Consider the following 23,954-nt stretch of genomic DNA (forward strand, 5'->3'; position numbering starts at 1 on the left):
TGGTGAAAGGCGAACAGTGGTTCGCCTCTTGTACATGCCAACTCGATTAAAGGGCGCATGCCGCTTCGGACAGATCATCGCCAGTACATCCGAAAGCCACGCCATTGATGCTGGCAGTGGATGGCGGGAGACGATTGTGCGCACAGTTCAAGAGTGAGGAGCCAATCATGGGTTCGATCAGCAAGCGGGGTGCCGGAGCGGTGAAGTCAGCATTCCAGTTTTCCGGATCGTTGGCATCAGTGCCGTAAACCTGTCCCGTGTTGACATCGTCGTAGCTCGGGGATGGGTTGCCGTTGACATTGTTGTTGGCGCAGATCTGGTCTTCCTGGCCATAGGGCAGGTAGCTCACCCCGTCCGCTTCCGCCTGAGAGCCCTCGGGAATGAACGCCTGGAAGTCAGCCAGCAGGCCCGCGTTGGCCAGCAGTTCACCGACACCATCATAGAGAATGGCGGGGAATACCTGCGGCATGCCGCTGTCGTTGTACGGGGAAGTATAGCCGTTGATGATATCAACCAGCAGGGTGCCTTGAGGGTTGCTACCGTTACGGGCGATAAAGTTATTGTGCGCGTAGACGTTGCGAACCAGCGGGGTCCAGCCGTTGGTCATGGCCTGGCCGTATTTGCTGGGGTAGTTGGCCAGGTCATCGTCAGCCAGCAGATAACTGGCAATCGCCAGGGCGGTGGTTTCGTTATCGGTGATGTCGTTGTTGTAGATTTCCACGTCGCTGGTGGCGAACACGAGGATGCCGGTGCCCGGGGGCGCAATGCCGACCGCGCCAGCGCCCACGTTCGGGGCATTGTTGGCGTAGGCCCGGTTGCTGAAGACCCGAATGTTGCCGCCATAGGCATTGGTCAGGCCCGGCAGGTCAAAAACCAGAATGCCCGCCGTATTGCCGGTGGCCATGTTGTTATAGACATCCGCATTCAGGGTGTTTTCGACTTCGATGCCCGCCACATTCCGCACCGCCACATTGTCACGGATTACCACATTGCGAGACTGCCCCACATAAATGCCGGCGTCCGCAGAGCCCGCCGCATAGTTGTGCTCCAGCAGTACATTCTGGGATTGCAGTGGATAGAGACCATAGGCGCCATTGTCCGATTCCAGCGGTCCTTCCCATACGGTGGCGGTGTAGGCGAAGTGCACGCCGCTGGCGTTGGTGACCTTGATGGCGTTCTTGTTGGACTCATACACGCCAAAATCGCGGATGGTCAGGTTGGTGCCACCTTCAAAGCGGATGGAGTCGTCGCCGGTGGAGTTGCTGAAGTCCAGCTTGGTGTCGTTGATGCCATAACCAGTCAGCACTACGCCGCTGGCGCTGGTGACGGTGATGGTTTCCGACACCGTAAACTCGCCTTGGGGCAAGACCACAACAGCGTTTTCCGGCAACTCGAACAACGCCACCAGTAGTGCTTCGGTGATGTCGTCACCATTTTGTGCATCGGGCGCGACGAAGATGGCGTCGCAGGGGAACACATAGCCGGAGGTGCTTGCGCCGGCGTCACAGGTCTCGCTTGTGCCGGAGTTTCCCGAGCTTGGAGAACTTCCACTGCTCTTTGTATAGGTAACTTCGTCACCATCGTTCACTTCAACACAGCCCGACAGTATCAGTGAGCTGGATAACAGACCGAGCGCGAATGCCGGTAATGTTTTACGGCTTATCCGGTTCTTCTTCATGGTGTTCTCTCCCGAGTTGTTGTTGTTTTCAAGCCTGATAGCCGTGGACGGCGCTAAGGCTTTAGTACTAGAAAAAACAACCTACAAGACCTGCGGAGAGAGACTCAAAGAGAAGCGCTGTGCAAACCTGAAAAGCGCTGTGCAATACCTCAAAGGCGCTGTGCAAAAGCTGAAATGGGACTGGTTAAATCCTTCAACCTACTGATTTTTAGGTGTTTATTGGTTTTGCCAAGGAGGGGCTGCGGTGTGGCCGGTGTGCCACACCTGTAGCGGCTGCATCAGGGGGGGAACGAGGGCAGGGCGAGTTCAAGGCATTGAGAAGCGTTGTCAGTCCGCTTGGCTGGATTGACGGTACTCGGTAGGGGTTTGCTGTTTGATTTCTTTGAAGGCGCGATTGAACGAACTCAGTGTGCGGTAGCCGATATCCAGTGCGATGTTCTGAATCGGGGTCTCGGGTTCGTTGACCAGCCGGTCACAGGCCTCCTCGATTCGCATCTGATTCACATAGTCGTTGAAGTTGCGATAGTTGAAGGTCACGTTGATGATGGCTCGCACCCGATACTCGGGGAGAGACATTCTGGCCGCCAGTTTTTTCAGCGTTAACTTTTCGGTGCGATAGAAGTGTTCTTCTTTCATCAGGTGTCTGAGCTGGGCCTCGATCTCAGAAGTTTCGTCTGGTGTCTGCTCGATTTCGATAATGGCAGGCTGAGGCTCCACATCGTTGTCCCTGGATACCGGGGACGGTTGCTGCACATCAAGCAATACGCCCTCCTGCCCTCTGAGCAGTAGAAATCCGACCAGCAGGGTGGTGATGCCTACCATCCCGGCCACCAACTGGCGTGTGTCCAGTCCATGATTCAGGGAAATGGTCACACACAGCATGGTGGCGCCCAAGGACACCAGCAAGGCGACCCTCAGCTTTCTCCGACCTTCAACAAGGTCATCACGCCAGTGGACTGCCGTAATCCATAATCCGCTGACGATCAGCATGTACTCGGCATACTGGGGGATCTTGAACCCCAGCCCGTGGAGCCACCAGGCGGCCTCAGGATCGGCGCCGCCAAACGGACGGCTCAAGGCGGGAGGAACAAAGCTGTATAGCGCGATGGCGATCCAGATCGGATTTGCTCTGGGCTTGGGGGAAAACGCGAGCATGCACAGAAGCCAGAACGCCGCAGGCAGAGTGGTCATCACATCGCCGAGTAGCCATTGATATTCCTGGCCGACGACACGGCTTAGCAGAAATGCCGCAGCGGCAATGAGTACCCAGAGAAAAACCTTGCCGACCAGCAGCTGCCTGAAGTCGCGCAGCACAACAAGAAAAACGACAGCAAGACAGCCAAGACTGAAGCCAGTGAGTAGTTGCATGATGAATCATTTATTCGTTGTTGTGATAAGTCAGACTAGCATCAATTCCGGCTAATTATCTGTCCGGTCTGCCGGTCAACCCGCTGTCCTGCGGGGCGCTATGGGTTGGCCATACCAGCCCCGGGGCTCCGGTATTGCCAAGTCTGCAGCGTGACTTGCGTCACATAATATGCCTCGCTAATACGAAGATGTTGGCATAAATGCAGGTATTTGGTACTTCTTTATTTTTTTAGAATGATACGAAAAATTACGTAGAAGGGGGAGGGCTGCTGTTTGCCGGAGGCTGGGCGCCATGGGGCAGGTCCGTCTTGTGCCCAGCAGCGGCATCATCAGTGTGTCTGATGTTGCGGGCATCCTGCCTGTCTGCGTTTTCTGATGATTGTTAACAAGAGCCGGGGGTTTCATGTCTGTTCAAAATTTCATCGCTGCGTTTCAGCGGGGCGGTAAGGCTTGCCTGTTGTTTGGCGTTGTGGCTTTGCTATCGGGCTGCACCTTCTATGTGGGGGGTAAAGATGCGGGTACCCGTGATGGTGAGGCACGGGTTGTCCCTGTTGCTGTCACGGAGGTGTGCTGATCATGGCGTGCCGACAGATGATACGACTGTTTTTTCTGGTGCTGGTAGCGGGCATGGCTTCCGGTTGCTCGTTGGTCTTCAAGGATAGTGGCGGCAAGAAAATCGCCAACTATGATGATCGCTCCATCGTGTTTGGCTGGCTGGACATGAGCGAATCCGGTGACCGGCTTGATCGGGTGGTTTTCGAACAGCTCAAACCGGTGACCAAGAAAAAATATTACACAATGGGGATTATCCGGCAGGAAAAAGGCTACATCGTTTACCATATCGGTATGCCCGAGGGCACCTTCAAGCTGTCCAATTTTACCGGGCACAGTTGCCTGATTAATCCCTTCTTTATGTGCGATGCCGGCACTATCTACGACATGCCGAGGCAGGGCAGCACTGGAGGTATTGTGGTGGGCAAGTCCGGAGCCTATTACCTGGGGGCGCTGAAGTACAAGCGCGTCAAAACCGGCTTCTTCGAGGCGGGGAAATTCGAAATTGAAGAAGATAAGGATCCGCCTTCACAGGAGGCCATGCTGAAAGCGATCCATGAAAAGCTGCAGTACCGTTTTCCGGATCAGATGCAGCGCCTGGAATCCGTTCTGGGTGAGCAGGGGTAACGGTGATGATGATACGAATCCTGCTGCTTACACTGATGGCATTGCTGGTGGGCTGCCAGTATGGCTTGCCGATGGTGGACTCCCCGCATGATGTCTATCCCGGAGAGGTGGTTCTGGTTGGAAAGGTGGTGCTTGATCCGCCGCTTCAGGAAGGTGAGCAGAACGTGTCCTGGGGCTCACAGGAGAATCTGATTAACCTGTTTACCAGCGACCGGGAAGTCATGATTGATCCCAATAATGTCCGCTATGGGCATTACCAGAAAGCCATCAAGGCGCCGTTGGGGGCGTCATTTTTTACGATCGCGCCCTTCGACAAGGGGCAAATCTCCGGGGCGACGATTTTCCTTGAGGATATGGAGCAGATATATTTTCCGGGCGGGTTGCAGTTCAGCGTCACTGCTGAGGACCAGGCGGTTTACCTCGGTACCATCCGCTATCGCCGAAATGATTTCTACGAAATTACCGCTATAGATGTGCTGGATGAATACACTCAGGCCCGAAAAGAGTTTGCTGAAAAATTCGGTGATGGGATGACCCTGAGAAAAGGGCTTCTGAAACCTGTAGCACCCTGAACCATCGAGACGGAGACCTTAACGGGGTCTCCGTGGTTTCTGCTTCTGCGACCTCCCGGTTCACTGCGTGAGCGCTTTATGATTTGGCGGCCTCGTGGCGCGAGGCCAGTCGTGCCATCACGGTTTTTCCCTTTTCGTCATCGCGGACAAACTTCTTGTCCAGATCCCGTGCCATCAGTGCGGCGATTTTCTGGCCCACAATGGGCACGTTCACTTCAATGTCGAAGTCGAGATCCAGTAAGGTCTGACCGGACTGCTCACTCAGCCGCATATCGCAGGTGACATGGGCTGGTGAGCCTTTCATCTTGATGTCCAGGCGACCTGTCCTGTTGTCCAGATCCCAGATGTCGGTCTGAATCAGGGTGACGTTATCGGAGAGGAACTTGCGGGCGAAATGGGGCAGGGGGATCTCCAGGGAAACGTCGCGGCTAACGGTTATCCTGCTCGTATTTTTGTCGCAGTGATAATCCAGCAGGGTAATGTGCTGGGCTCCCGTGAGAGCGTACTTTTCGAGGAAGTAATCCTTGTCGGAAAAGAGTTTGAGAACAATATCTAAAGGGTATGGATAGGTGCTTTGCTTATGGAATTTCATGACCGTATCCCTGCCAGGCTGGTGCCCCCAACGGGCAGCATGATGGAAAGTGCTTGCTTGCATTCTCGGTGAGAATGGGAAGGGTTGGAAGGCGGGGTCCTGAGCAAATTCCGACAGCGCTAAGGCGATTCATCTGTCGTCAGTTTGATGCCGCCACGTAACCAGAATCGAGGCGCATCATGGCCATAACCTTCTCTCTCCTCGAAATGAGTCAGTCTTGGGTAGTCCCGAATTGCTACGTTGACTAGCCAGGTGCTCGCTATTAGAACCATCAAATAAGTCGCTAGCGTCATGGGAATACGTGAAATAGAGCGAGGTAGGGAGGCGCTCTTGGCGGCGATCGACCATGCAGCACCGGCCATCAATGCAAGCCAAACTTGGGTGTAGGGCATTACGATGACACCGCTGACCATTGAATGCGCAAGCATAACTGCGAGGCTTTGCAGCGTCGATAGCGTCAGCAGCTGTTCCGGATATTCAAACCTGAGTTGTCGGATTATTGGCCAAAGTTTGCTGGATGCCGCGACTATTACCGCCAAAATGCATGCCAATGCGGGAAGGCCCCATTCATAGGCAATTTGGAGAAAGGCATTATGCGGGTGTCCTGAGATAAAGCTCTCAGACCCGGCAAAGGCCATTCCCCCCCAGCCCAACCATGGGTGATCTGGGATGTGCGTGAGGGTTGCCAGCCACATTTCGCCTCTCAGTGACGAACTGGAGGCTAGATTTTCAAGCGTGCGGGCATCATTGTTCATGCCAAGCCAGGGTGCAAGCCAATGGAACAGGCCTACGTAGATGATAAGTCCCAAGATAGCCGAACTGCCAAGCACTTGGTAATACTGGCGAGGGCCCAGTCTGAGAACCAGTGAAAAGCCTAATGCCGCGGTTAGCGCGAGCCATGCTCCGCGGCTCTCGCCGACCCAAATAGTGGTCCACCAGAAAACTAGCAAAACATAGATCAGCCGCCGCCATAGGGGCTTTTGGGTGATCATCCATGTGCCGCCAATCATGGGAATGCTGAGAGCCTGAAACTGACCAAGCCAGCGGAGATTCTCGAATCCGCTGAGCAGATCTTTTGCAATAAGATCTTTTCCTGATACAAAAGCAGACATGAGGGATAGAAAGAAGTTAACAAGTAGTAACCCGGCAACGATTACGGCAGATACATGATACAAAATCATGACCTTGGGTTCGCGAAGGCAGCTTAGCGCAGAAAATTGCATCAAGCCCCAGAGTCCGACCCATAATGCTAATTCAATGAATGCCCACTCTCCTGACGATGCGGTGAGACTGCTGAGCACTCCTAGAAGAAGCAGAATGATTAGAATTCGCTCAAGTTTTTTGTCAATAGGTGGGAGAGGTGCACTCCTGCCAATTATAAATAGTCCAATGGCTGACAGCAGAAGCGATAGAATCTGAAAGATGCGTTGTTGATCCATCCACGTAAGAGACCGAAATATGTCTTGTGTGGGTGCAATGATCAACGTGGTGAGCAGAAGTCCCACTATCGTGGCGAACAATCCATGTCTGACGATCAAAGGTCGTATTGCCTCAAGCAGTATCGGGTGAGTTCTAAGATTAACCAGCTTTGACAATAATAATAAGCTCTTCGTTCTGCCAAAGGTTTTTGGCCGTTCAGCGACAGCGGGTGAATTTGTTGAGAGGAGGCATCTTGTCTGTTGCTGCAAGAGTTTTATCATAGGATAAGTCAATCAAGCAAAGTTATCCCGGCTGGTGGGGGCGCGAACTTTAGCCTGCCAGAAGATTTTAAAGGTGACGCCGGAAACGGAACCCCACAAGGAGTTCATGTTCGATATTCTGGAGAAAGTCCGGTTTGTCATCCTGCCCAACCAGACGGGCAGAATTCAAGAACTCCGAATTATCTACAAAGACAAGAAGTACAGTTTTCTCGAAGCCGCGTTATATCTGAGCCGGATAGACCAGTGTGGCCTCGGCATGGCATGCCCGACCAGCAACGTTGCGGCCGGTGAAGGCCGTAATACCACCGCGCCAGGTACCGAAGGGCCGCTGGAAAGGGCGGATGCCCGGGAGGTGGATTACATGACCCGGGTGAATATCTTCTAGCGGGCCGGTGGCGGCGGGGGAGAATGAGGCTGCCGCTGTTGCGCACCAATCCGCCATATGGTTTCGATTGTCCCTGTCGTCAAAATCCTCAGGTTGTGACAACAGGGAATCAGTACCCAAGTCGGGGACTGAGGAGGACGGCACCATGCTTCACCTTACAGGCAGGATTTCGCCAGGTTAGGCAGAAGCAGTGGGCCGTCCATCAGATGGCAAGGTGTTCTGGATCAACAACTACAAGTTGAACTCATCCTTCGCGAGCTCAATGGGAATGGCAAACCCGATTCCAGAAGTGCCCCTCAAAATGGCGGTATTGATGCCAATGACCGAGCCATCTTCCCGAATCAGTGGGCCGCCACTGTTTCCTGGGTTGATGGGCGCATCGGTTTGCAGGGCGGTAAAGCTTTCCATATCCCTGTTGCCGGAAAAAATACCCGAGGTAACTGTGTAGGTCAGCCCTGAAGGGCTGCCGATGGTGTATAGCCTGTCGCCCTGTCTGAGGTCGCTGGATGTTGCCAAAGTGATGAAAGGGCAGTTTTCTGCCGGCAGTTGGAAGCTGGCGAGATCCAGAGTCTCGGAGCGGCGAACCTGGTGTATCTCGAATTCGGTACCGTCTACAAGAGATGCCACAATCGGCTGGGTCCTGGCTTGTATGGCCATGTCTTGTACTTGTTCATCAACAGCGTCAGTCAACTCACCTGGAAGTGAGTTAAGACTGTCGCCGAGGGCGCTAAGCTCATCGCGCACTGCCTCGATGTCCTCCCGTGGGGCGCCAGAAGCTAGCATGGCTGAATGGATGCGCGACAATTCGTAGAACCTTGCCTGCCTCTCCATGGCTTCACTGCGAACTGTCTGTTGTAGTGACTGGTTACTGTAAATGGCCGCACGATAGAGGTCTTCGTTGAAATCGACGACATGGCGGTTGGTCACAATGGTGCAATCGCTGCGGACGATAAACCCTGAGCCCAGAGATCCCCATGGCGTTTCAATGAAGACAGTAGCATTACGTGCGGCTTCAATCGCATTGCCGGGAGGGTGAGATTCTGCCAGCTGGGCCATGATGCCATGCGGAGCCGGGGGTGGGGCTTCCTCATTTGTTGCCGTGGGAACCTGTTCTACCGGCTCATCGTCACCAAGGAAGTACACACCTCCCCCGATGATCAATGCCGCTGCTGCTACCAAAGGCAGTTTTGAGCTGCTTTCGGGCTCACGCTCTCGTGGTTTGCGCCGGTTGGAGGGCGGCGGGTTTTTCAGGCGCTCCTGAATCGCTTGGTACTTGGCGAAGTAAATATCGCAGGCATCACACTTTTCAGTGCCCTCCTGCTCATGGCCGCATTTGGGGCATTTCATCCTGTTGTCCTTGTGATAATGATGGGCAGATTCGGTGAATCTCCCCACCTTTTCCTTTTAGAGTCGTTCCGTTGCAGGAATGAATATAGCCAGCTTTGGCATAATTACAAATGGCACCGGGATTTGCCGTTGACTGACGCCTTCCTGGGCAAGGCTCTGATTTACTTGTCGAAAGTATGAAAAGGCCTGAAGTCTGCTGTTTTGGCCTCTGGTTGGTTTTGTCGACCTGTTCCGGGATGCACTTGCGTGATAGGCACACACTCATAGTCAGGACATACCATGGAGGGCTTTGTCATGGCGACCAGTGCCAAGCAGTCAGATATCAATGAACATCATTCCCATGCCTATGGGTTAATCATCTATAGCGCCTTTGCCTATGTCGTTGGAGTCACAGGGCTGGCGGCTTTGGTATTCGCCATGGCGGGGCTGTTGCCGCTTGGCAATGTTGCTCCCGTCACAGGCAGTAATCTGGTGGCGGCCTTGCTGAATGTGCTGCTGCTCGGCGTGTGGGGGCTGCAGCATTCCATCATGGCGAGGCCCGCGTTCAAGTCGAAGCTAAATCGGCATTTCCCCGTGGCACTTGAGCGCAGTAATTATGTGTTGATGAGCGGTGTGGCCCTGCTTTTGGTTGTGCTTCTCTGGCAGCCGTTGAGCGGGATAGCCTGGCATGTTCAGGGTGGGCTTGCGGTGCCGTTCTGGCTGATGTTCCTTGCGGGGTGGAGCTACCTGTTGGCAGCGACCTTTGCGATCAATCATTTTGACCTGTTTGGCCTGCGTCAGGCCTGGTTGGCCGCCCATGGCCAGGAGTACACGCCTGTGCCGTTCAAGGAAAACTGGATGTATCGCTATAGCCGCCACCCCATCATGCTGGGTGTGTTGGTTGGACTCTGGTTCACGCCCATGATGACGGCGTCTGCGTTGATGCTGGCGGTGGGTTTGACGGTGTATATCGCCATCGGTGTTTACTTTGAGGAGAAAGATCTTCGTCAGAGTATCGGGCCAAGGTATGACGAATATCGGCAGCGAGTGGGAACATTTTTTACGGTAAAAAAACGCTAGCGTTGAGCATCGGTTCCCAGCTGCTTTTGCCAGATATTGGCAGGCGCTGATCAATGCGTTGCTGGACGGCATTGAAGCTTCAGGGTCGCGCAAGGCTCTCGAAATGATTGAGGAGCCAGTGCTGGCCTATGTGGGGAATTACCCCAGCGAGCAAAGTGTGAAGCTGGAGAAGAAGATCCGCAGTGAAGTCGAGAAGCGGCTCAAGCGCTACCCAGACAGTAACTGGTATAGCGCTGTGGGGAAGGAGCGTTAAAAGTGAAGGCCGCATTTGCGGCCTTTTTTATGGCCTGCGACCTGTCGAACACCGGCCTGTCTGAAGTGGAAATACTGTCTTGGGGACCCGAATGACGGCCAGAAGTGATGACCGCCACACAAAGTTACAAAACAAAACCGATAGGTTAGTACAAACAAACTGGACAGATGACCAATTTTCAGGATTCATAGGGGCTGGCTTTGCTGGGTGCGCTACCCGGGGCCCGATAAAAGCAAGATAAGAACAACAGGGAGAGAAAGATGGAATTTGATTACGTCATCGTCGGTGGCGGCTCTGCGGGTGCCGTGCTGGCTGCACGTCTGAGTGAAGACCCTTCTGCGTCCGTCTGCCTGTTGGAAGCAGGTGGCAAGGGCGACCACATTCTTATCCGTGCCCCGGCCGGGGTGGTAGCCATGCTGCCCAACGGCATGGTCAGCAACTGGGCTTTCGAAACCGAGCCTCAGCCAGGCCTGAAAGGGCGCTTGGGCTATCAACCCCGCGGCAAGGCGCTGGGGGGTTCCAGTGCTATCAACGCCATGCTCTATGTTCGTGGCCAGAAGCAGGATTACGACAACTGGGCTGAGCAGGGTTGTGAGGGCTGGTCATGGGATGAGGTGCTGCCTTATTTCATCAAGTCCGAAAATAACGAGTTGGGTGCCAGTGCCCTGCATGGTGCCGATGGCCCCTTGCATGTCAGTAATCAGAAATCCCCGCGCCCGGTTACCCATGCTTTCGTTGAGGCCGCACGGGAAGCGGGTTACCCGGTCATTGACGATTTCAATACCGGTGATAACGAGGGAGCGGGAATCTATCAAGTGACCCAGTTCCATGGTCAGCCCAAAAACGGCGAGCGCTGCTCTACGGCTGCCGCGTTTCTGCACCCGGTGATGGACCGCAAGAACCTGACTATTCTGACCGCTGCCCATGCCAGCCGTATCCTGTTTGAGGGCAAGCGTGCCAGCGGTGTGGTCTATCTGCAGAAGGGCCAGGAGCAGGTGGTGAATGCCCGTCGCGAAGTGCTGGTGTGTGGCGGCGCCTTTGGTAGCCCGCAACTGCTGCAGTTATCCGGTGTGGGCCGGGCGGAGGATATTACTCCCCACGGTATCCCGCTGGTGCACGAGTTACCCGGTGTAGGGCAGAACCTGCAAGATCACATCGATTTCATTCTTTCCTACAAATCCCGCGATACTGATAACTTTGGTATTGGTGTCACCGCCACTTTCAATCTGATCAAGCACACCCTGCAGTGGAAGAAAGATGGCACAGGGATGATTGCAACGCCCTTTGCAGAAGGGGCGGCATTTCTGAAGAGTGATGAGTCGGTCAGTCGCCCTGATTTGCAGCTGCACTTCGTGATCTCGGTCGTTGATGACCATGCCCGCAAACTGACCCTCGGGCACGGATTCAGCTGCCATGTGTGCGTGCTTCGTCCGCACTCTCGAGGTCGTGTTTTCCTCAAGAGCGGCGATCCAACGGCCGCGCCGGGCATTGATCCCAACTTCCTGAGCGACGAACGTGATCTGGAAACCTTGCTCAAGGGCGCCAAGATCACGCAAAACATTCTGGAAGGAAAATCGCTGGAAAAGTATCGGGAAGCGCCACTGTTTGGCGCGCGCCTGGACTTTACCGATGATGAATGGAGAGACCATATCCGTTCCCGTTCCGATACGGTTTACCACCCGGTCGGATCCTGCAAGATGGGGCTGGACGATATGGCCGTGGTAGACCCTCAGTTGAAAGTCCGTGGCCTGGAAGGGCTGCGTGTGGTGGATGCATCCGTGATGCCGTCGCTGGTCAGTGGCAACACCAATGCCCCTACCATCATGATTGCGGAAAAGGCCGCAGACATGATCAAGGCCGAACAGGCCCGAGCCTGAAACAACTTAAATAAACCAATAACGCTTAGAGTAAAGGGTTAAGGAGAGAGAGTATGAATGGCACCATGATGTATGAGTCGCTGACGGTGGGTTCACTGCTGGATCACGCCATGAACTATCACGCCGGTACCGAGGTGGTGTCGGTGGAGGTGAGTGGCGAGGTGGAAAACCTCACCTGGGGGCAAGTGGCTCATAACGCCCGTCGTCTGGCTGCGGCACTGGACAAGATGGGCGTGCCAGCGGGTAGTCGTTGCGCCACCATCGCATGGAATAACCGCCGTCATCTGGAAATCTATTATGGCGTTGCCTCCAGCGGTCGCATCACTCATACCATTAACCCTCGTCTGCCGCCGGAACAGCTGATCTTCATCGTGGAAGATGCGGATGATCAGGTGCTGTTCTTTGACCGTACCTTCCTGCCCGCCGTGGCTGCCCTGAAGCCCAAGCTGAAGAGTGTGCGTCATTTCGTGCTGATGGGCGCCCGCGATGCTGAGGCGGAAGCCACGCTCGACGGCCTCAAGTTCTACGACGAGCTGTTGGAGGAAGTCGAGCCGCTGGCACAGTGGCCGGAGATTGATGAACGCAGCCCGGCTGCGCTGTGTTACACCTCCGGCACCACCGGAAACCCCAAGGGCGTCCAGTACACCCATCGCTCCACGGTTCTGCACTCTCTTGGCGGCAACCAGCCCGATGGCCTGGCTATTTCCGCGCGCGACACGGTGCTCCCGGTGGTGCCCATGTTCCATGTGAATGCCTGGGGCGTGCCTTATGTGACGGCGGCGGTTGGTGCCAAACTGGTGCTGCCTGGACCGCACCTGGACGGCGAGAGCCTGGTGAACCTGCTGAACGCCCAATCAGTGACCCTGGCGCTGGGTGTGCCCACCATCTGGATGGGACTGCTGGAAGCCATGGCCCGTACCGGCAAGAAACCGGAAAGCCTCATACGCACAGTGGTTGGGGGCTCGGCGCTGCCGCCGTCCATGATCAACCAGTTCCGCGACAAGTATGGCGTGGAACTGATTCATGCCTGGGGCATGACTGAAACCTCGCCGCTGGGCACCATGAACCAGTTGTTGCAGAAGCATGATCACCTCAGCGCAGAAGAGCAGGCTCTGCTGCGTCAGGGGCAGGGTCGTCCGCCCTATGGTGTGTCGCTGAGAATTGTGGATGAAGCCGGCAACGAACTGCCCCGTGACGGCGAAACCCAGGGCGACTTGCAGATTCGCGGCCACTGGATTGTGGAAAGCTATTTCGGCAAGAACGAATCGGCGCTTACTGCCGATGGCTGGTTCGACACCGGTGACGTGGCCACGCTGGATGCGGATGGCTACATGATTATTCGCGACCGCTCCAAGGACATTATCAAGTCCGGTGGGGAGTGGATTTCCACGGTAGAACTGGAAAACATCGCCATTGCCCATCCCGGTATTGCCAATGCGGCGGCCATTGCAGCCCGTCATCCCAAGTGGGATGAGCGCCCGGTGTTGATCGCGGTGAAGAACGGCGAAGCCGATGTGTCCGAAGACGCCTTGCTGGCGTTTTATGATGGCAAGGTGGCCAGCTGGCAGGTGCCGGATAAGGTGATCTTTGTTGAAGATCTGCCGCTGGGCGCCACTGGCAAGGTCATGAAGAATCAGCTCCGCGAACGTTTCGGAGAGATTCTGATGACCGCTGAAGGTTGAGGGTTTTTCCTGAAACAGGCTGTGAACGGACGTGGGGCGAACGCCCCGCGACCGTTCGTGATTCAGTATGGAAAGCAGGACGAAGCCATGGATTCCATGCCGGAAAAACTCCAACAACGGGCTCAGCGCAACGCGCAGAAACGCAATGAGAAGAAGAGCCTGATTGCGGATAGCGCCCTGCAGGCGTTACACGAACTGGGTTTCGCCAATACCAGCCTGCGCGACATTGCCGCCAGGGCGGGTCTGTCCCTGGGCATGCTCCATTATTATTTCGAAGACAAGGCAGAACTCATTGCCTATTGCGTGTCGGCCTACAAGGCTGACTTCATGGCCTATCTCGAAAAGGCGCTGGAGGGCAGCGAGGGCAGGGATGCGGTGATCATGCGTTTGTCCGATGCGTTGGCCGCCTCAATCTTCAGGGATGGTCCAACCCACCGGCTGTGGTACGACATCCGCAACCAGGCGTTGTTCGATCCTTCCTTTCGGGAAACCGTCAACGACATCGAGCAAGGGCTGATTCAGGTATTGGCACAGGCCTGGGTGCAGGCAGGGCATGACGCCAGTGCCTTTTCTCCTTTGCTGTATGCGGCTATGGACGGAGCCTTCCAGTTCCTGATGCAGCAGCAATTGCTGACGGGACAACGGCCCCAGCAGGCAATCGCGACAGAATTACGCCAGGTTCTGGACCGCATTTTGTAGAGGTGCCGGATCATGGGAGGGCAGGTGCTTTCCCTGATTCAGGTCAGGTTTTTCTGTCAGGTTAGGTGCATACTGTGAGTGTGCCTGCGGTGGGTGGCTGCAGGTTTCAGGCTGTCTGCAACAGGGGCCTGAAAGATCGTTCAATCAGCATAGGGAGAGGCATGATGAGCGTGGAAACGGTTTTCGATGTGATGGAGCTGACCCGCAAAGTGCACCATCAGTTGGCCAGGGATCTGGACACCCGCTTCACCGTGGAAGGGCAGGAAAGAGTAAGAATGTTACTGGCCTATCTGAGTGACCATGAGCAGAAGCTGGAGTGGGTCATTGAGAAGGCCGAGAAAGACGCGAGCCAGGCGGCGCTGAATACCTGGTTAACGGATTACCTGAATACGTCACCTTCGCTGCAGCACCTGACTAACCCGCAAAGCTTTGAGAGCGACGACGCCGATGTGGTAGTGACGCGGGTACTGGATCTGCATGAGCATCTGATCGCCCTCTACCAGTACCTTGCTGACAAGGCGCCGACGCCTGCGGTCAGCGAACTGTTGGGTAGCATGACCGATCTTGAACGCCACGAGGCCATGCGCATGGCTCGCGATGTGGGGCGAATGAGCGATCTTTGATCGACGCTCGCCGTTATTCCTGGGTGTTGCGCGGTTCCACCGGCACGTGGCTGCTCCGTCAAGGAGCCGGTGCACTACTGCCTGTGCTGAATCCGCTATCCAAGGCTCCCCTGTAACCGACCCCGCAATACCCCCGGCTTTCCCCACGGTATAAACGGTGGAGATGCTGTTGTATCTTTCGATAACCAAAAGCAACGATTCTGGCAATGAGTATGAGGCTGGAATCTGGACAATAAAGGGTTTGGTATCCCGGTCATGAGGGTGGCGTTGTGGATACCGGACCACCAAGAATAACGCTCTGGGAGCAAATTATGGCGCGCAAACTTTCCATTATGGATTCCGGCTGGCTGATGATGGAAACCCGGGAGACCCCCATGCACGTGGGGGGGCTGGCATTGTTCACCATTCCCGAGGATGCACCGGCGGACTACATGGAAAGCATGTATCGCTACCTGGTGAAGGTGGATGGAATCTGTCGTCCGTTCAGTCAGAAGATCCAGTCCCATTTGCCTTTGCGTATGGATGCGGCCTGGGTGGAGGACGAGAATTTCGATATTGATTACCACGTGCGCCATTCGGCCTTGCCGCGTCCGGGCCGGGTGCGTGAACTGCTGGCACTGGTGTCGCGCCTGCATGCCCAGCGCCTCGATCCCAGCCGTCCCCTGTGGGAGTGCTACCTGATTGAGGGCATCGAGGGGAACCGGTTTGCGCTCTACACCAAGATGCACCACTCCATGGTGGACGGCATGGCGGGCATGCACCTGATGCAGTCACGCATGGCAAAAAGTGCGGATGAAGGTATTCCGGCGCCCTGGTCCGGTGAGTGGGATGCCAACAAGCCCAAACGCTCTCCCGGGGAAAAGGTGAAGGCGTCAGTGCGGCAGGGCTTCAGCAATGTGTCCAAAGGCACGGGGCAGCTGGTGGACCTGCTGCGTCAGCCCAAGGATGGCAACGTGAAAACCATTTACCGGGCGCCCAAAACCCAGCTTAACCGTCGTGTTACCGGCGCTCGCCGGTTTGCCGCCCAGTCCTGGTCGCTGCCGCGCATCAAGGCGGCGGCAAAGAAGCACAACGGCACAGTGAACGATATCTTCCTGGCCATGTGTGGTGGCGCCCTGCGTCGTTATTTGCTGTCCCTGGATAGTCTGCCGGATGAGGCGCTGGTGGCGCAGGTGCCGGTGGCACTTCGCAGTGCTGATCAGGCCAGCGAGGGCGGTAATGCCATCACCACCGTGCAGGTCAGTCTGGGCACCCATCTGGACACGCCGGAAGCGCGTCTTGCTGCGATTCAGGATTCCATGAAATCGGTGAAAGGTCGCCTTGGCGACATGCAAAAGGCCGAGATCGACGTCTATACCCTGCTGACCAATGTGCCGTTGTCGCTGGGCCAGATTACGGGTTTGTCCGGGCGAGTCAGCCCCATGTTCAATCTGGTGATTTCCAATGTGCCGGGGCCGAAAGAGACACTGTATCTGAACGGTGCCGAGATGCAGGCGACCTACCCGGTGTCGCTGGTGCTGCACGGTTATGCGCTCAATATCACCGTGGTCAGCTACAAGGACAGCCTGGAGTTCGGGGTCATCGGTTGCCGCGACACCCTGCCGCATATCCAGCGCTTCCTGGACTACTTCGAGGAGTCGCTCAGCGAACTGGAGTAATGCGGGTCGCGAATCAGGTTGTTAACAGAAGGGGGGCTTAATGCCCCCCTTCTGTTAGCGTAGCGGGGTCCAGCAGGCGAGACAGTTCTTCCCGGCTGAGGTCCGTATGCTCCACCGCCACGTCGATGATGGGACGGTTCTCCTTGTAAGCGAGCTTGGCGATTTCGGCGGCCTTGAGATAACCGATGATGGGGTTTAGCGCGGTGACAAGGATCGGGTTACGCGCCAGGGCTTCGTTGAGCTTGTCTTCCCTGACCGTGAAAGTGGCGATGGCCTTGTCGGCCAGCAAGCGGCTGACATTACTGAGCAGGTTGAGGCTTTCCAGCAGGTTTTTTGCCACCAGCGGCAGCATCACGTTCAGTTCAAAATTTCCCGATTGTCCGGCCACCGTCAGCGTGGTGTCGTTGCCGATCACCTGGGCTGCCACCATGGCTGCCGCCTCCGGAATCACCGGGTTGACCTTGCCGGGCATGATCGATGAGCCTGGTTGCAGTGCCTCCAGTTCGATTTCTCCCAGCCCCGCCAATGGGCCCGAGTTCATCCAGCGCAGATCGTTGGCGATTTTCATGATCGACACGGCTGTGGTTTTCAACTGGCCGGACAGAGCCACGGCAATGTCCTGGGAGCCGATATGGGTGAAGAAATTGGCGGCCGGGGTGAAAGTGATGCCGGTATGGGCACTCAGTGCCTTGCTGAAGGTAGCAGCAAAATCCGGGTGGGCATTGATGCCGGTGCCAACGGCGGTGCCGCCCTGGGCCAGACTCTGTATTGAGGGTTGTAGCTGTCTGAGGTGATGGATGTTGCGCTCGATCTGATCGGCCCAGGCCGTGAGTGTCTGACTCATGCGCACGGGCATGGCGTCCATCAGGTGGGTGCGGCCGGTTTTCACATACGGGTGCACTGCCTCTGCTTTTTGACGAGTCACCGCAACAAGATGGTGGAGCGCAGGAAGTAACTCTTCTGTCAGGGCCATGGCGGCACTGATATGGATGGAGGAGGGGATCACATCGTTGCTGCTCTGGCCATAGTTGATGTGATCGTTGGGACTTACTGCCTTGCCGTAGCGGCGGCTGGCCAGAGTGGCCAGCACCTCATTGGCATTCATGTTGGAACTGGTGCCGGAACCGGTCTGAAACACATCCACCGGGAAGTGTTGCATGAAGTCGCCCTGCAGCAGCTCATCCACGCAATGGCAGATGGCTTGGCCCATTTCTGTCGGGATCGCCTCCAGTTCGCTGTTGGCGCTGGCGGCTGCGCGCTTGGCCAGCAGCAGGGCGCGGATAAAAGCGGCAGGAAGAGGTTGGCCACTGATCGGGAAGTTATCAATGGCCCTTTGGGTCTGGGCGCCATAGAGCGCCTGCGCTGGCACGTTGAGTTCGCCCATGCTGTCTTTTTCGATACGAAAGCGAGTCATGATCCTGTCCCTGTCGGCGAGCTTTCTTCGAGTGTATCAGCTGGCTTTTAAGGGTGCTTGCCGGGAATCAGGACTCACAGGATTCCCGGCGGCGAGGAAGGATTACTGCTGTTCGGCGGGCAAGACGTCGAGCAGCTGCAGGTGCAAGGTGCGATTACGGTAGGGCCAGTCGATAGTATCCCCCACACTCAGGCCGAGTAGCGCTGCACCGGCAGGGCTCAGAATGGAGATGGCATCCGGGTACAGTGCCATGTCACCGGGCAGGGCCAGCACCCGCTGGTGGATCTTGCCCGTGGCCGTTTCACAGAAGCGCACACGGCTGCCCAGGCAAACGGTGCCTTGCGGTAATTCGTCCGGCGCGACGATATGAGCACGTTCCAGCTCGGCATAAAGATGATCGACTTCATCGCTGTCTTCCTGCTGGCGGTCCAGCAGGGCATAGAGACGGGCACGGTCCAGGGTGGTGACCGTGATTGAGGGTAACTTGGCCATTTTGCTCTCCTTTGAAATTCAGACGTCGAGGTGCTGGAGGCGCCGAACCCCCGGTAAAGCACGGACGTTCGGCGTCAGGAGAGAAAGGCAGGGGTGCTCGCAACCATGCCCTTGGGGAGGGCGGTTGTTTGAAATGAGGGGCGGAGGCTCACCAATGCGGGAGCAAATTCAATAGCCATGGAGCGAGCGTAGCAGAAAGGTAGCCGTTGTCCAGATGGCTCAGTTTGAAGGGGGGGGGCATGATGCTGGACTCATTTTCAGAGTATCAACGGGATGTTCAGTCCGCTTGTTACTTGTTTGCCAGGCCAGAAAAGTCATTGCGTATCTATGTTCGTCTGACGCATTCCCAAGGGTGTCGCAACGCAAAAGAGCCCGTGACGGGCTCTTTTGCTATCACCCGTTGATCAAGTAACGGGAACAAAATCGCTTTTGTCTCTTACTGCGCACTCCGGGCAGGACCAGTTGTCCGGAATTGCGTTCCAGCCTGTGCCGGGAACGAAGCCCTCGTTTGGGTTCCCTTCATGCTCGTCATAGACATAACCACAGTTGCTGCAGCGATGGCGGCTGGCGGCCACAAGGTTGGGGGAGCGTTGTTCTTGTTGTGATGGCGTCGCCGGGACCACGGTTTCCGGGCAAGGGGTGGGCGCGGTCTGCCATTTTTTTATCAGTCGCTCTCGTTTCGGGCCGTACAGGTGTGCCTTGGTCACATCTCCTCCGTAGTGGCGGGCAACCCGAGGGTTCATGACCTTGAACCAGAGCGGCGGGAAGTACGCCAGAATCATCATGGACGCATAACCGGAAGGCAGCTGCGGCGACTCGTCAAAGTGGCGCAGTGACTGAAAGCGTCGGGTCGGATTGGCGTGATGATCTGAGTGACGTTGCAGCTGATACAGCAGCAGATTAGTAACGATGTTGTTGCTGTTCCAGGAGTGGCTGGGCGCGCAGCGCTCATAGCGCCCGGTGCGCTCATCCCACTGGCGCAGCAGACCGTAGTGCTCCAGATAGTTCACTACTTCCAGCAGGGCGGCACCGAAGAACGCCTGAATCAGCAGGAAGGCAAGGGCACCGGTACCAAGCCACAGAGTCAGAGCACCGAACAGCACCACGGTCATGGACCAGGCGCGCAGGTTTTCGTTATCAAAAGACCAGACGGATTTTCCCTGTCGCTCCAGTCGCTCTGCTTCCAGTTCCCAGGCGGAACGCAGGCTGCCAATCATGGTGCGCGGCAGAAACGCATAGAAGGTTTCGCCCATGCGGGAGCTGGCCGGATCACGGGGAGTGGCCACGTTTTTGTGGTGGCCCCGGTTGTGCTCCACAAAGAAATGCCCGTAAGCCACAGGTGCGAGGGCAACCTTGGCTAGCCATTTTTCCAGATCGGCGCGTTTGTGGCCCAGCTCATGGGCAGTGTTGATGGCCACGCCGTTGATCAGTCCTGCGGTGATCAGCAACGCGACCATACTGGCCAGGCTGATGTCCGTGCTGGTGGCGAGCCACACCGCCATGATGGTGGTGGCGTATTGGGCCGGGATGTAGGCATAGACGATGGCGCGGTAATAGCGGTTGGCTTCCAGTGCCGCCACGGCACTTTCCGGAGGGTTATTGATATCGGTGCCGATCAACCAATCCATCAGGGGCAATACCCCGTAGAAAAATGCCGGCATCAGCCAGAACAGGGCGGGCTGTTCCAGCAGGTAGGCTGCCAGCAGGGTAAGGAAGCCGAGCAGGGGCAGAAACGGACTGGCCAGCCAGAGCAGGTATTTCCGGTCAGACCAGGGAGCGGTCACGTTTGGCGTTGTCATTGTTGTTTACCTCGCAAGTCACCGTTGTCGGGAATAATTGGGTGAATGCAGATTCCCAGAGCCGGGCTTGCCAGGCTTGTCATTTATTGCCAACCTATTGGCATTTATTGACAGTGTTCTTCATAGGTGCGACATGGCGTCTGCTGGTGGTCTTCCCTTTATTCCCGCGCGTTACTACGCGCGCCTTGGTGAATTGTTGAGTGGCCATGGTCTGGATGGCGCTGCTGTGTTCGGTCAGGCAGGGATGGCGCAAGAGACGCTGGACGATCCGGAAGGGCGCCTGACCTTGCCGCAGGTGGAGGCACTGATTGCGGAGGTTTACCGCATTGCACCCGATATCCCCTGGGCTTTTGAGCTGGGGCGCAGTCTGAAGCTCAGCTCCCATGGCATGCTGGGTTACGCCATGTTGAGCAGCCCGGACCTGGACTATGTATTCCAGCTGTTGGCGCGCTACTTCCGCATCATCATGCCCACCTTCCGCCTGCAGTACCGTCGTGGCGATGAGCATGATGAGGTGTTGCTGACGGTGGCCGCGGGCCAGTCGCCGCTCTGTCTGCAGTTTCACATCGAGGCAATCGCAGTTGCCTGGCACTGGGAAATTCTCTCCCTGCTGCAGGGCAACATGCCGACTTATGATCTCTACCTCTCCTGTGGTACGCCCCGGCATCTGGAGCGTTACGCCGGGCTGAAACCGGCACGCTGGCATTTTGGCTGGCCGATTCGTCCGGGCTTCCGGATTCTGTACCCCAGAGGGTTGGTGAGCCGGGAGCTGGCCATGGCCGACCCTGGGGCCCTGAAGCTGGCAGAGCGCCAGTGTAGCGAACTGGCCCAGCAGACCCTGAAACAGGGGCGGTTGGTGGAATGGGTGACGGCCATGCTGACCTACTCTCGGGATGTCATTACCTCCCGCGAAGAACTGGCGGCGCTGCTCAACATCGCGCCGCGTACGCTGGATCGGCGTTTGCAAGAGGAGGGGGCAAGCTTTCGTGAGCTGTCCCGCCAGATCCGTTTTCAGCGAGCCTGCGATCTGGTACGCAGCGGGCAGCTGAGCATGCTGGAGATCGCGCTGGAACTGGGCTATCGGGATAGCGCCAACTTTACGCGTGCCTTTCGTCGCGAGGCCGGTTGCGCGCCGTCGCAATGGCTGTCGGGGCAACAGGATGCCAAAACACGTTGAACGGGTGATGTTCGCCAGTTCGTTGCCCGGTAACATACGGAGCATCATGGCCTGCTCGGCAGGCGGAACCAACCTGACAGGACAGTAAGAGTGGAACAGGACGCAATTCAACAGGCGGCTGAGCAATTGGCGGACAGCCTGATCAAGCAGAAACTGATGGCGGTCACCGCCGAGTCCTGCACTGGCGGCGGCATTGCTCAGGTGCTGACGGAAATTCCCGGTTCCTCACGCTGGTTTGAGCGGGGCTTTGTATCCTATTCCAACGAGGCCAAGCAGGAGCTGCTGGGGGTCAACGTCGCCACACTGGAAGCCCACGGAGCGGTGAGCGAAGAAACCGCACTGGAGATGGCCCGTGGTGCAGTGGCGCACTCTCGGGGGCACGTGAGTGTGGCGGTGACGGGCATCGCCGGCCCGGATGGCGGCACCCCGGACAAGCCGGTCGGGACGGTGTGGATTGCCTGGGGGCAGAAACTGGGCTACGCCGAGGCGCAGTGCTTCCTGTTTGAGGGCGACCGCCATGCCGTTCGTCAGCAGACCATCCTGGCGGCGCTGCAGGGCTTGAATGACCGCCTGCAGTAGTCACAATCACCCGAGCGTTTCTGAATAAACCGCCGATAAGACAAACAGGGTTGCAAAGGACAGGAATTCCTGTTCATAATACTGTCCATATTGTCAGTGCTGACTGAAAGGCCAGTTTGACGACACAGATACCGGCGATGCAATGACTGTCACGCCGATAAAGGAGAGGGGTCACCATGAGCGATAAATCCAAGGCGTTGTCCGCCGCACTGTCCCAGATTGAACGTCAGTTTGGTAAAGGTTCCGTGATGCGTATGGGCGATCGCAAGCGCGAGCGCATGCCATCCATTTCCACCGGTTCCCTGGGGCTGGATATCGCACTGGGCATTGGCGGCCTGCCGAAAGGCCGTATCGTGGAAATCTACGGCCCGGAATCTTCTGGTAAAACCACCCTCACCCTGAGCGTGATTGCCCAGGCGCAGAAAAAAGGCGCCACCTGTGCGTTCGTGGATGCAGAGCACGCGCTGGACCCGGACTACGCCGAGAAGCTGGGCGTGAATGTGGATGATCTGATTGTTTCCCAGCCAGACACGGGTGAACAGGCACTGGAAATCACCGACATGCTGGTACGTTCCGGAGCTGTCGACGTGGTGATTGTTGACTCTGTGGCCGCCCTGGTGCCGAAAGCCGAAATCGAAGGCGAAATGGGTGACGCACACGTGGGTCTGCAGGCCCGTCTGATGAGCCAGGCGCTGCGCAAGATTACCGGTAACGTGAAAAACGCCAATACGCTGGTGGTGTTCATTAACCAGATTCGTATGAAGATTGGTGTGATGTTCGGTAACCCGGAAACCACCACCGGTGGTAATGCGCTGAAATTCTACTCTTCCGTTCGCCTGGATATCCGTCGTATCGGTGCGGTCAAGCAGGGTGACGAAGTGACCGGGAACGAAACCCGGGTCAAGGTCGTCAAGAACAAGGTATCTCCGCCTTTCCGTCAGGCCGAGTTCCAGATTCTGTACGGCCAGGGCATCAATCAGCTGGGTGAAGTGCTGGATCTGGGTGTACAGCAGGGACTGGTGGATAAATCTGGCGCGTGGTACGCCTACAAGGGCGACAAGATCGGCCAGGGCAAGCAGAACGCCTGCGACTACCTGCGTGAAAATCCGGCCATCGCCGAGGAAATCGAGACGGAGATCCGTGCTCGCCTGTTGCCGGACCCGAATGCGGAAGCACCGCTGGAAGAGGAAGTGTCGGCGGGCGATGAGTGAACCGCTGAGTGAATCCGAGCTGCGTCAGCGGGCTGTCAGCCTGTTGGCGCGCCGGGATCACGCCCGTCGCGAACTGGAAACCAAGCTGCGCAGTAAAGTGGGTGATCACCCTGCACTGGCGGCCGTGATCGAGTGGTGCGAAGAACATGGCTTCATCGATGACCGGCGCTTTGCCGGTTTTTTTGTGCGCTCACGCATTGAGCGCGGCCATGGGCCGCTGCGTATCCGCCAGGAGATGCAGCTCAAAGGCGTGGATCGCGAGCTGATTGAACGGGCGATCAGTGAAGCCGGAGATGATGATGGCGTGGACTGGTTTGCGCTGGCGCGAGAAACCCGTGCCCGTCGCTTCCGCTCCCTGCCTCAGGACCAGAAAGAAAAAGCCCGACAGTTACGTTTTCTGCAAAGCCGTGGTTTCGATGCCGAACAGAGTTTCGCGGCGCTGGATATCCCCGAAGAGGAGTAGCCAATTCCTCTTTCCAAAAGCAGGTTTGACACCAGTGTCACCGAAGTAAGGCAGGGGAGGCCCCTCGGCAAGTACTGTGCTGTTGCCGCCTTGGTAGAGTCTTTTTCCATACTCGAGGTAACAGGCGCCGGGGGCAAGGTGTGTGGT

At 56.6% G+C, this 23,954-nt stretch carries 23 protein-coding genes; 15 read left to right on the forward strand and 8 right to left on the reverse strand.

What is annotated here, in order from left to right; all coding sequences use genetic code 11:
- Positions 1 to 46 precede the first annotated feature (46 nt).
- Entirely contained in the window at positions 47 to 1,678 is a 1,632-nt protein-coding gene (locus tag GFN93_RS08535; protein ID WP_153500547.1) for a parallel beta-helix domain-containing protein, read from the reverse strand.
- Between the two features lie 327 nt (positions 1,679 to 2,005).
- Complete coding sequence (locus GFN93_RS08540; protein WP_153500548.1) at positions 2,006 to 3,046, reverse strand: helix-turn-helix domain-containing protein; 1,041 nt, start codon at positions 3,044 to 3,046, stop codon at positions 2,006 to 2,008.
- A 403-nt stretch (positions 3,047 to 3,449) separates the two neighbouring features.
- Between GFN93_RS08540 and GFN93_RS08545 the strand changes: the two genes are divergently transcribed.
- From GFN93_RS08545 to GFN93_RS08555, 3 genes are read left to right on the forward strand one after another with little or no spacing between them, the layout of a single operon-like run.
- The gene (locus GFN93_RS08545) at positions 3,450 to 3,620 is read left to right on the forward strand and encodes a hypothetical protein (protein WP_153500550.1); all 171 of its coding nucleotides are present in this window, start codon (positions 3,450 to 3,452) and stop codon (positions 3,618 to 3,620) included.
- A gap of 17 nt (positions 3,621 to 3,637) precedes the next feature.
- Positions 3,638 to 4,225 carry a hypothetical protein gene (locus GFN93_RS08550; RefSeq protein WP_153500551.1) on the forward strand — a complete coding sequence of 196 codons (588 nt, stop codon included), beginning with the start codon at positions 3,638 to 3,640 and terminating at the stop codon, positions 4,223 to 4,225.
- Positions 4,226 to 4,230: 5 nt separating this feature from the next.
- Positions 4,231 to 4,797, forward strand: a complete 567-nt coding sequence (locus GFN93_RS08555; protein WP_153500553.1) for a hypothetical protein — start codon at positions 4,231 to 4,233, stop codon at positions 4,795 to 4,797.
- A 76-nt stretch (positions 4,798 to 4,873) separates the two neighbouring features.
- Here GFN93_RS08555 and GFN93_RS08560 read toward each other — a convergent pair whose 3' ends face one another.
- Both GFN93_RS08560 and GFN93_RS08565 read right to left on the reverse strand, forming a co-directional pair.
- Complete coding sequence (locus GFN93_RS08560) at positions 4,874 to 5,389, reverse strand: DUF2505 domain-containing protein (RefSeq protein ID WP_194285776.1); 516 nt, start codon at positions 5,387 to 5,389, stop codon at positions 4,874 to 4,876.
- Positions 5,390 to 5,508: 119 nt separating this feature from the next.
- Positions 5,509 to 6,828 (reverse strand): O-antigen ligase family protein, encoded by a 1,320-nt coding sequence (locus GFN93_RS08565; RefSeq protein ID WP_194285777.1) that lies wholly within the window; start codon positions 6,826 to 6,828, stop codon positions 5,509 to 5,511.
- A gap of 334 nt (positions 6,829 to 7,162) precedes the next feature.
- Between GFN93_RS08565 and GFN93_RS08570 the strand changes: the two genes are divergently transcribed.
- Positions 7,163 to 7,474 (forward strand): hypothetical protein, encoded by a 312-nt coding sequence (locus GFN93_RS08570; protein WP_153500559.1) that lies wholly within the window; start codon positions 7,163 to 7,165, stop codon positions 7,472 to 7,474.
- 231 nt (positions 7,475 to 7,705) lie between these two features.
- Here the strand turns inward: GFN93_RS08570 and GFN93_RS08575 are convergent, their stop codons facing one another.
- Entirely contained in the window at positions 7,706 to 8,821 is a 1,116-nt protein-coding gene (locus GFN93_RS08575) for a S1C family serine protease (protein ID WP_153500561.1), read from the reverse strand.
- Positions 8,822 to 9,100: 279 nt separating this feature from the next.
- Here GFN93_RS08575 and GFN93_RS08580 point away from each other — a divergent pair, with 279 nt between their 5' ends.
- The 7 genes from GFN93_RS08580 to GFN93_RS08610 all read left to right on the forward strand — a co-directional run bounded on the left by GFN93_RS08580 (position 9,101) and on the right by GFN93_RS08610 (position 16,672).
- Positions 9,101 to 9,880, forward strand: coding sequence for a methyltransferase family protein (locus GFN93_RS08580; RefSeq protein WP_153500563.1), 780 nt, complete (start codon positions 9,101 to 9,103; stop codon positions 9,878 to 9,880).
- A gap of 103 nt (positions 9,881 to 9,983) precedes the next feature.
- A complete protein-coding gene (locus GFN93_RS08585; RefSeq protein ID WP_153500565.1) occupies positions 9,984 to 10,133 on the forward strand; it encodes a hypothetical protein in 150 nt (49 codons plus the stop codon).
- A gap of 260 nt (positions 10,134 to 10,393) precedes the next feature.
- Entirely contained in the window at positions 10,394 to 12,010 is a 1,617-nt protein-coding gene (locus GFN93_RS08590) for a GMC family oxidoreductase (protein ID WP_153500567.1), read from the forward strand.
- Between the two features lie 53 nt (positions 12,011 to 12,063).
- Positions 12,064 to 13,692 carry a long-chain fatty acid--CoA ligase gene (locus tag GFN93_RS08595; RefSeq protein ID WP_153500569.1) on the forward strand — a complete coding sequence of 543 codons (1,629 nt, stop codon included), beginning with the start codon at positions 12,064 to 12,066 and terminating at the stop codon, positions 13,690 to 13,692.
- 57 nt (positions 13,693 to 13,749) lie between these two features.
- Entirely contained in the window at positions 13,750 to 14,391 is a 642-nt protein-coding gene (locus GFN93_RS08600) for a TetR/AcrR family transcriptional regulator (protein ID WP_153500571.1), read from the forward strand.
- A gap of 161 nt (positions 14,392 to 14,552) precedes the next feature.
- Positions 14,553 to 15,014, forward strand: a complete 462-nt coding sequence (locus GFN93_RS08605) for a hypothetical protein (RefSeq protein WP_153500572.1) — start codon at positions 14,553 to 14,555, stop codon at positions 15,012 to 15,014.
- A 311-nt stretch (positions 15,015 to 15,325) separates the two neighbouring features.
- The gene (locus GFN93_RS08610; protein WP_153500574.1) at positions 15,326 to 16,672 is read left to right on the forward strand and encodes a WS/DGAT/MGAT family O-acyltransferase; all 1,347 of its coding nucleotides are present in this window, start codon (positions 15,326 to 15,328) and stop codon (positions 16,670 to 16,672) included.
- Positions 16,673 to 16,709: 37 nt separating this feature from the next.
- Here the strand turns inward: GFN93_RS08610 and GFN93_RS08615 are convergent, their stop codons facing one another.
- The 3 genes from GFN93_RS08615 to GFN93_RS17555 all read right to left on the reverse strand — a co-directional run bounded on the left by GFN93_RS08615 (position 16,710) and on the right by GFN93_RS17555 (position 20,377).
- A complete protein-coding gene (locus GFN93_RS08615; RefSeq protein ID WP_153500576.1) occupies positions 16,710 to 18,086 on the reverse strand; it encodes a class II fumarate hydratase in 1,377 nt (458 codons plus the stop codon).
- Between the two features lie 102 nt (positions 18,087 to 18,188).
- Positions 18,189 to 18,578, reverse strand: a complete 390-nt coding sequence (gene rnk / locus GFN93_RS08620) for a nucleoside diphosphate kinase regulator (RefSeq protein ID WP_153500578.1) — start codon at positions 18,576 to 18,578, stop codon at positions 18,189 to 18,191.
- A gap of 404 nt (positions 18,579 to 18,982) precedes the next feature.
- Positions 18,983 to 20,377 carry a fatty acid desaturase gene (locus GFN93_RS17555; RefSeq protein ID WP_153500580.1) on the reverse strand — a complete coding sequence of 465 codons (1,395 nt, stop codon included), beginning with the start codon at positions 20,375 to 20,377 and terminating at the stop codon, positions 18,983 to 18,985.
- Positions 20,378 to 20,510: 133 nt separating this feature from the next.
- Between GFN93_RS17555 and GFN93_RS08630 the strand changes: the two genes are divergently transcribed.
- The 4 genes from GFN93_RS08630 (at position 20,511) to GFN93_RS08645 (ending at position 23,807) form a co-directional block, all read left to right on the forward strand.
- Positions 20,511 to 21,554 (forward strand): helix-turn-helix domain-containing protein, encoded by a 1,044-nt coding sequence (locus GFN93_RS08630; protein ID WP_153500582.1) that lies wholly within the window; start codon positions 20,511 to 20,513, stop codon positions 21,552 to 21,554.
- Between the two features lie 90 nt (positions 21,555 to 21,644).
- Positions 21,645 to 22,133, forward strand: coding sequence for a CinA family protein (locus GFN93_RS08635; RefSeq protein WP_328594423.1), 489 nt, complete (start codon positions 21,645 to 21,647; stop codon positions 22,131 to 22,133).
- A 176-nt stretch (positions 22,134 to 22,309) separates the two neighbouring features.
- Complete coding sequence (gene recA, locus GFN93_RS08640; protein ID WP_153500586.1) at positions 22,310 to 23,344, forward strand: recombinase RecA; 1,035 nt, start codon at positions 22,310 to 22,312, stop codon at positions 23,342 to 23,344.
- Positions 23,337 to 23,807 (forward strand): regulatory protein RecX, encoded by a 471-nt coding sequence (locus GFN93_RS08645; RefSeq protein WP_153500589.1) that lies wholly within the window; start codon positions 23,337 to 23,339, stop codon positions 23,805 to 23,807. Before recA ends, GFN93_RS08645 begins: the two co-directional genes overlap by 8 nt.
- The last annotated feature ends 147 nt before the right edge of the window (positions 23,808 to 23,954 follow it).

It is taken from the genome of Alcanivorax sediminis (assembly GCF_009601165.1).
Lineage (GTDB): Bacteria > Pseudomonadota > Gammaproteobacteria > Pseudomonadales > Alcanivoracaceae > Alcanivorax > Alcanivorax sediminis.

Bases quoted from the DNA above. Each gene is read 5' to 3' on its own strand.
- GFN93_RS08535 (WP_153500547.1), bottom strand. From the start codon at position 1,678: ATGAAGAAGAACCGGATAAGCCGTAAAACATTACCGGCATTCGCGCTC.
- GFN93_RS08540 (WP_153500548.1), bottom strand. From the start codon at position 3,046: ATGCAACTACTCACTGGCTTCAGTCTTGGCTGTCTTGCTGTCGTTTTT.
- GFN93_RS08545 (WP_153500550.1), top strand. From the start codon at position 3,450: ATGTCTGTTCAAAATTTCATCGCTGCGTTTCAGCGGGGCGGTAAGGCT.
- GFN93_RS08550 (WP_153500551.1), top strand. From the start codon at position 3,638: ATGATACGACTGTTTTTTCTGGTGCTGGTAGCGGGCATGGCTTCCGGT.
- GFN93_RS08555 (WP_153500553.1), top strand. From the start codon at position 4,231: ATGATGATACGAATCCTGCTGCTTACACTGATGGCATTGCTGGTGGGC.
- GFN93_RS08560 (WP_194285776.1), bottom strand. From the start codon at position 5,389: ATGAAATTCCATAAGCAAAGCACCTATCCATACCCTTTAGATATTGTT.
- GFN93_RS08565 (WP_194285777.1), bottom strand. From the start codon at position 6,828: ATGGATCAACAACGCATCTTTCAGATTCTATCGCTTCTGCTGTCAGCC.
- GFN93_RS08575 (WP_153500561.1), bottom strand. From the start codon at position 8,821: ATGAAATGCCCCAAATGCGGCCATGAGCAGGAGGGCACTGAAAAGTGT.
- GFN93_RS08580 (WP_153500563.1), top strand. From the start codon at position 9,101: ATGGAGGGCTTTGTCATGGCGACCAGTGCCAAGCAGTCAGATATCAAT.
- GFN93_RS08585 (WP_153500565.1), top strand. From the start codon at position 9,984: ATGATTGAGGAGCCAGTGCTGGCCTATGTGGGGAATTACCCCAGCGAG.
- GFN93_RS08590 (WP_153500567.1), top strand. From the start codon at position 10,394: ATGGAATTTGATTACGTCATCGTCGGTGGCGGCTCTGCGGGTGCCGTG.
- GFN93_RS08595 (WP_153500569.1), top strand. From the start codon at position 12,064: ATGAATGGCACCATGATGTATGAGTCGCTGACGGTGGGTTCACTGCTG.
- GFN93_RS08605 (WP_153500572.1), top strand. From the start codon at position 14,553: ATGATGAGCGTGGAAACGGTTTTCGATGTGATGGAGCTGACCCGCAAA.
- GFN93_RS08610 (WP_153500574.1), top strand. From the start codon at position 15,326: ATGGCGCGCAAACTTTCCATTATGGATTCCGGCTGGCTGATGATGGAA.
- GFN93_RS08615 (WP_153500576.1), bottom strand. From the start codon at position 18,086: ATGACTCGCTTTCGTATCGAAAAAGACAGCATGGGCGAACTCAACGTG.
- rnk (WP_153500578.1), bottom strand. From the start codon at position 18,578: ATGGCCAAGTTACCCTCAATCACGGTCACCACCCTGGACCGTGCCCGT.
- GFN93_RS17555 (WP_153500580.1), bottom strand. From the start codon at position 20,377: ATGACAACGCCAAACGTGACCGCTCCCTGGTCTGACCGGAAATACCTG.
- GFN93_RS08630 (WP_153500582.1), top strand. From the start codon at position 20,511: ATGGCGTCTGCTGGTGGTCTTCCCTTTATTCCCGCGCGTTACTACGCG.
- recA (WP_153500586.1), top strand. From the start codon at position 22,310: ATGAGCGATAAATCCAAGGCGTTGTCCGCCGCACTGTCCCAGATTGAA.
- GFN93_RS08645 (WP_153500589.1), top strand. From the start codon at position 23,337: ATGAGTGAACCGCTGAGTGAATCCGAGCTGCGTCAGCGGGCTGTCAGC.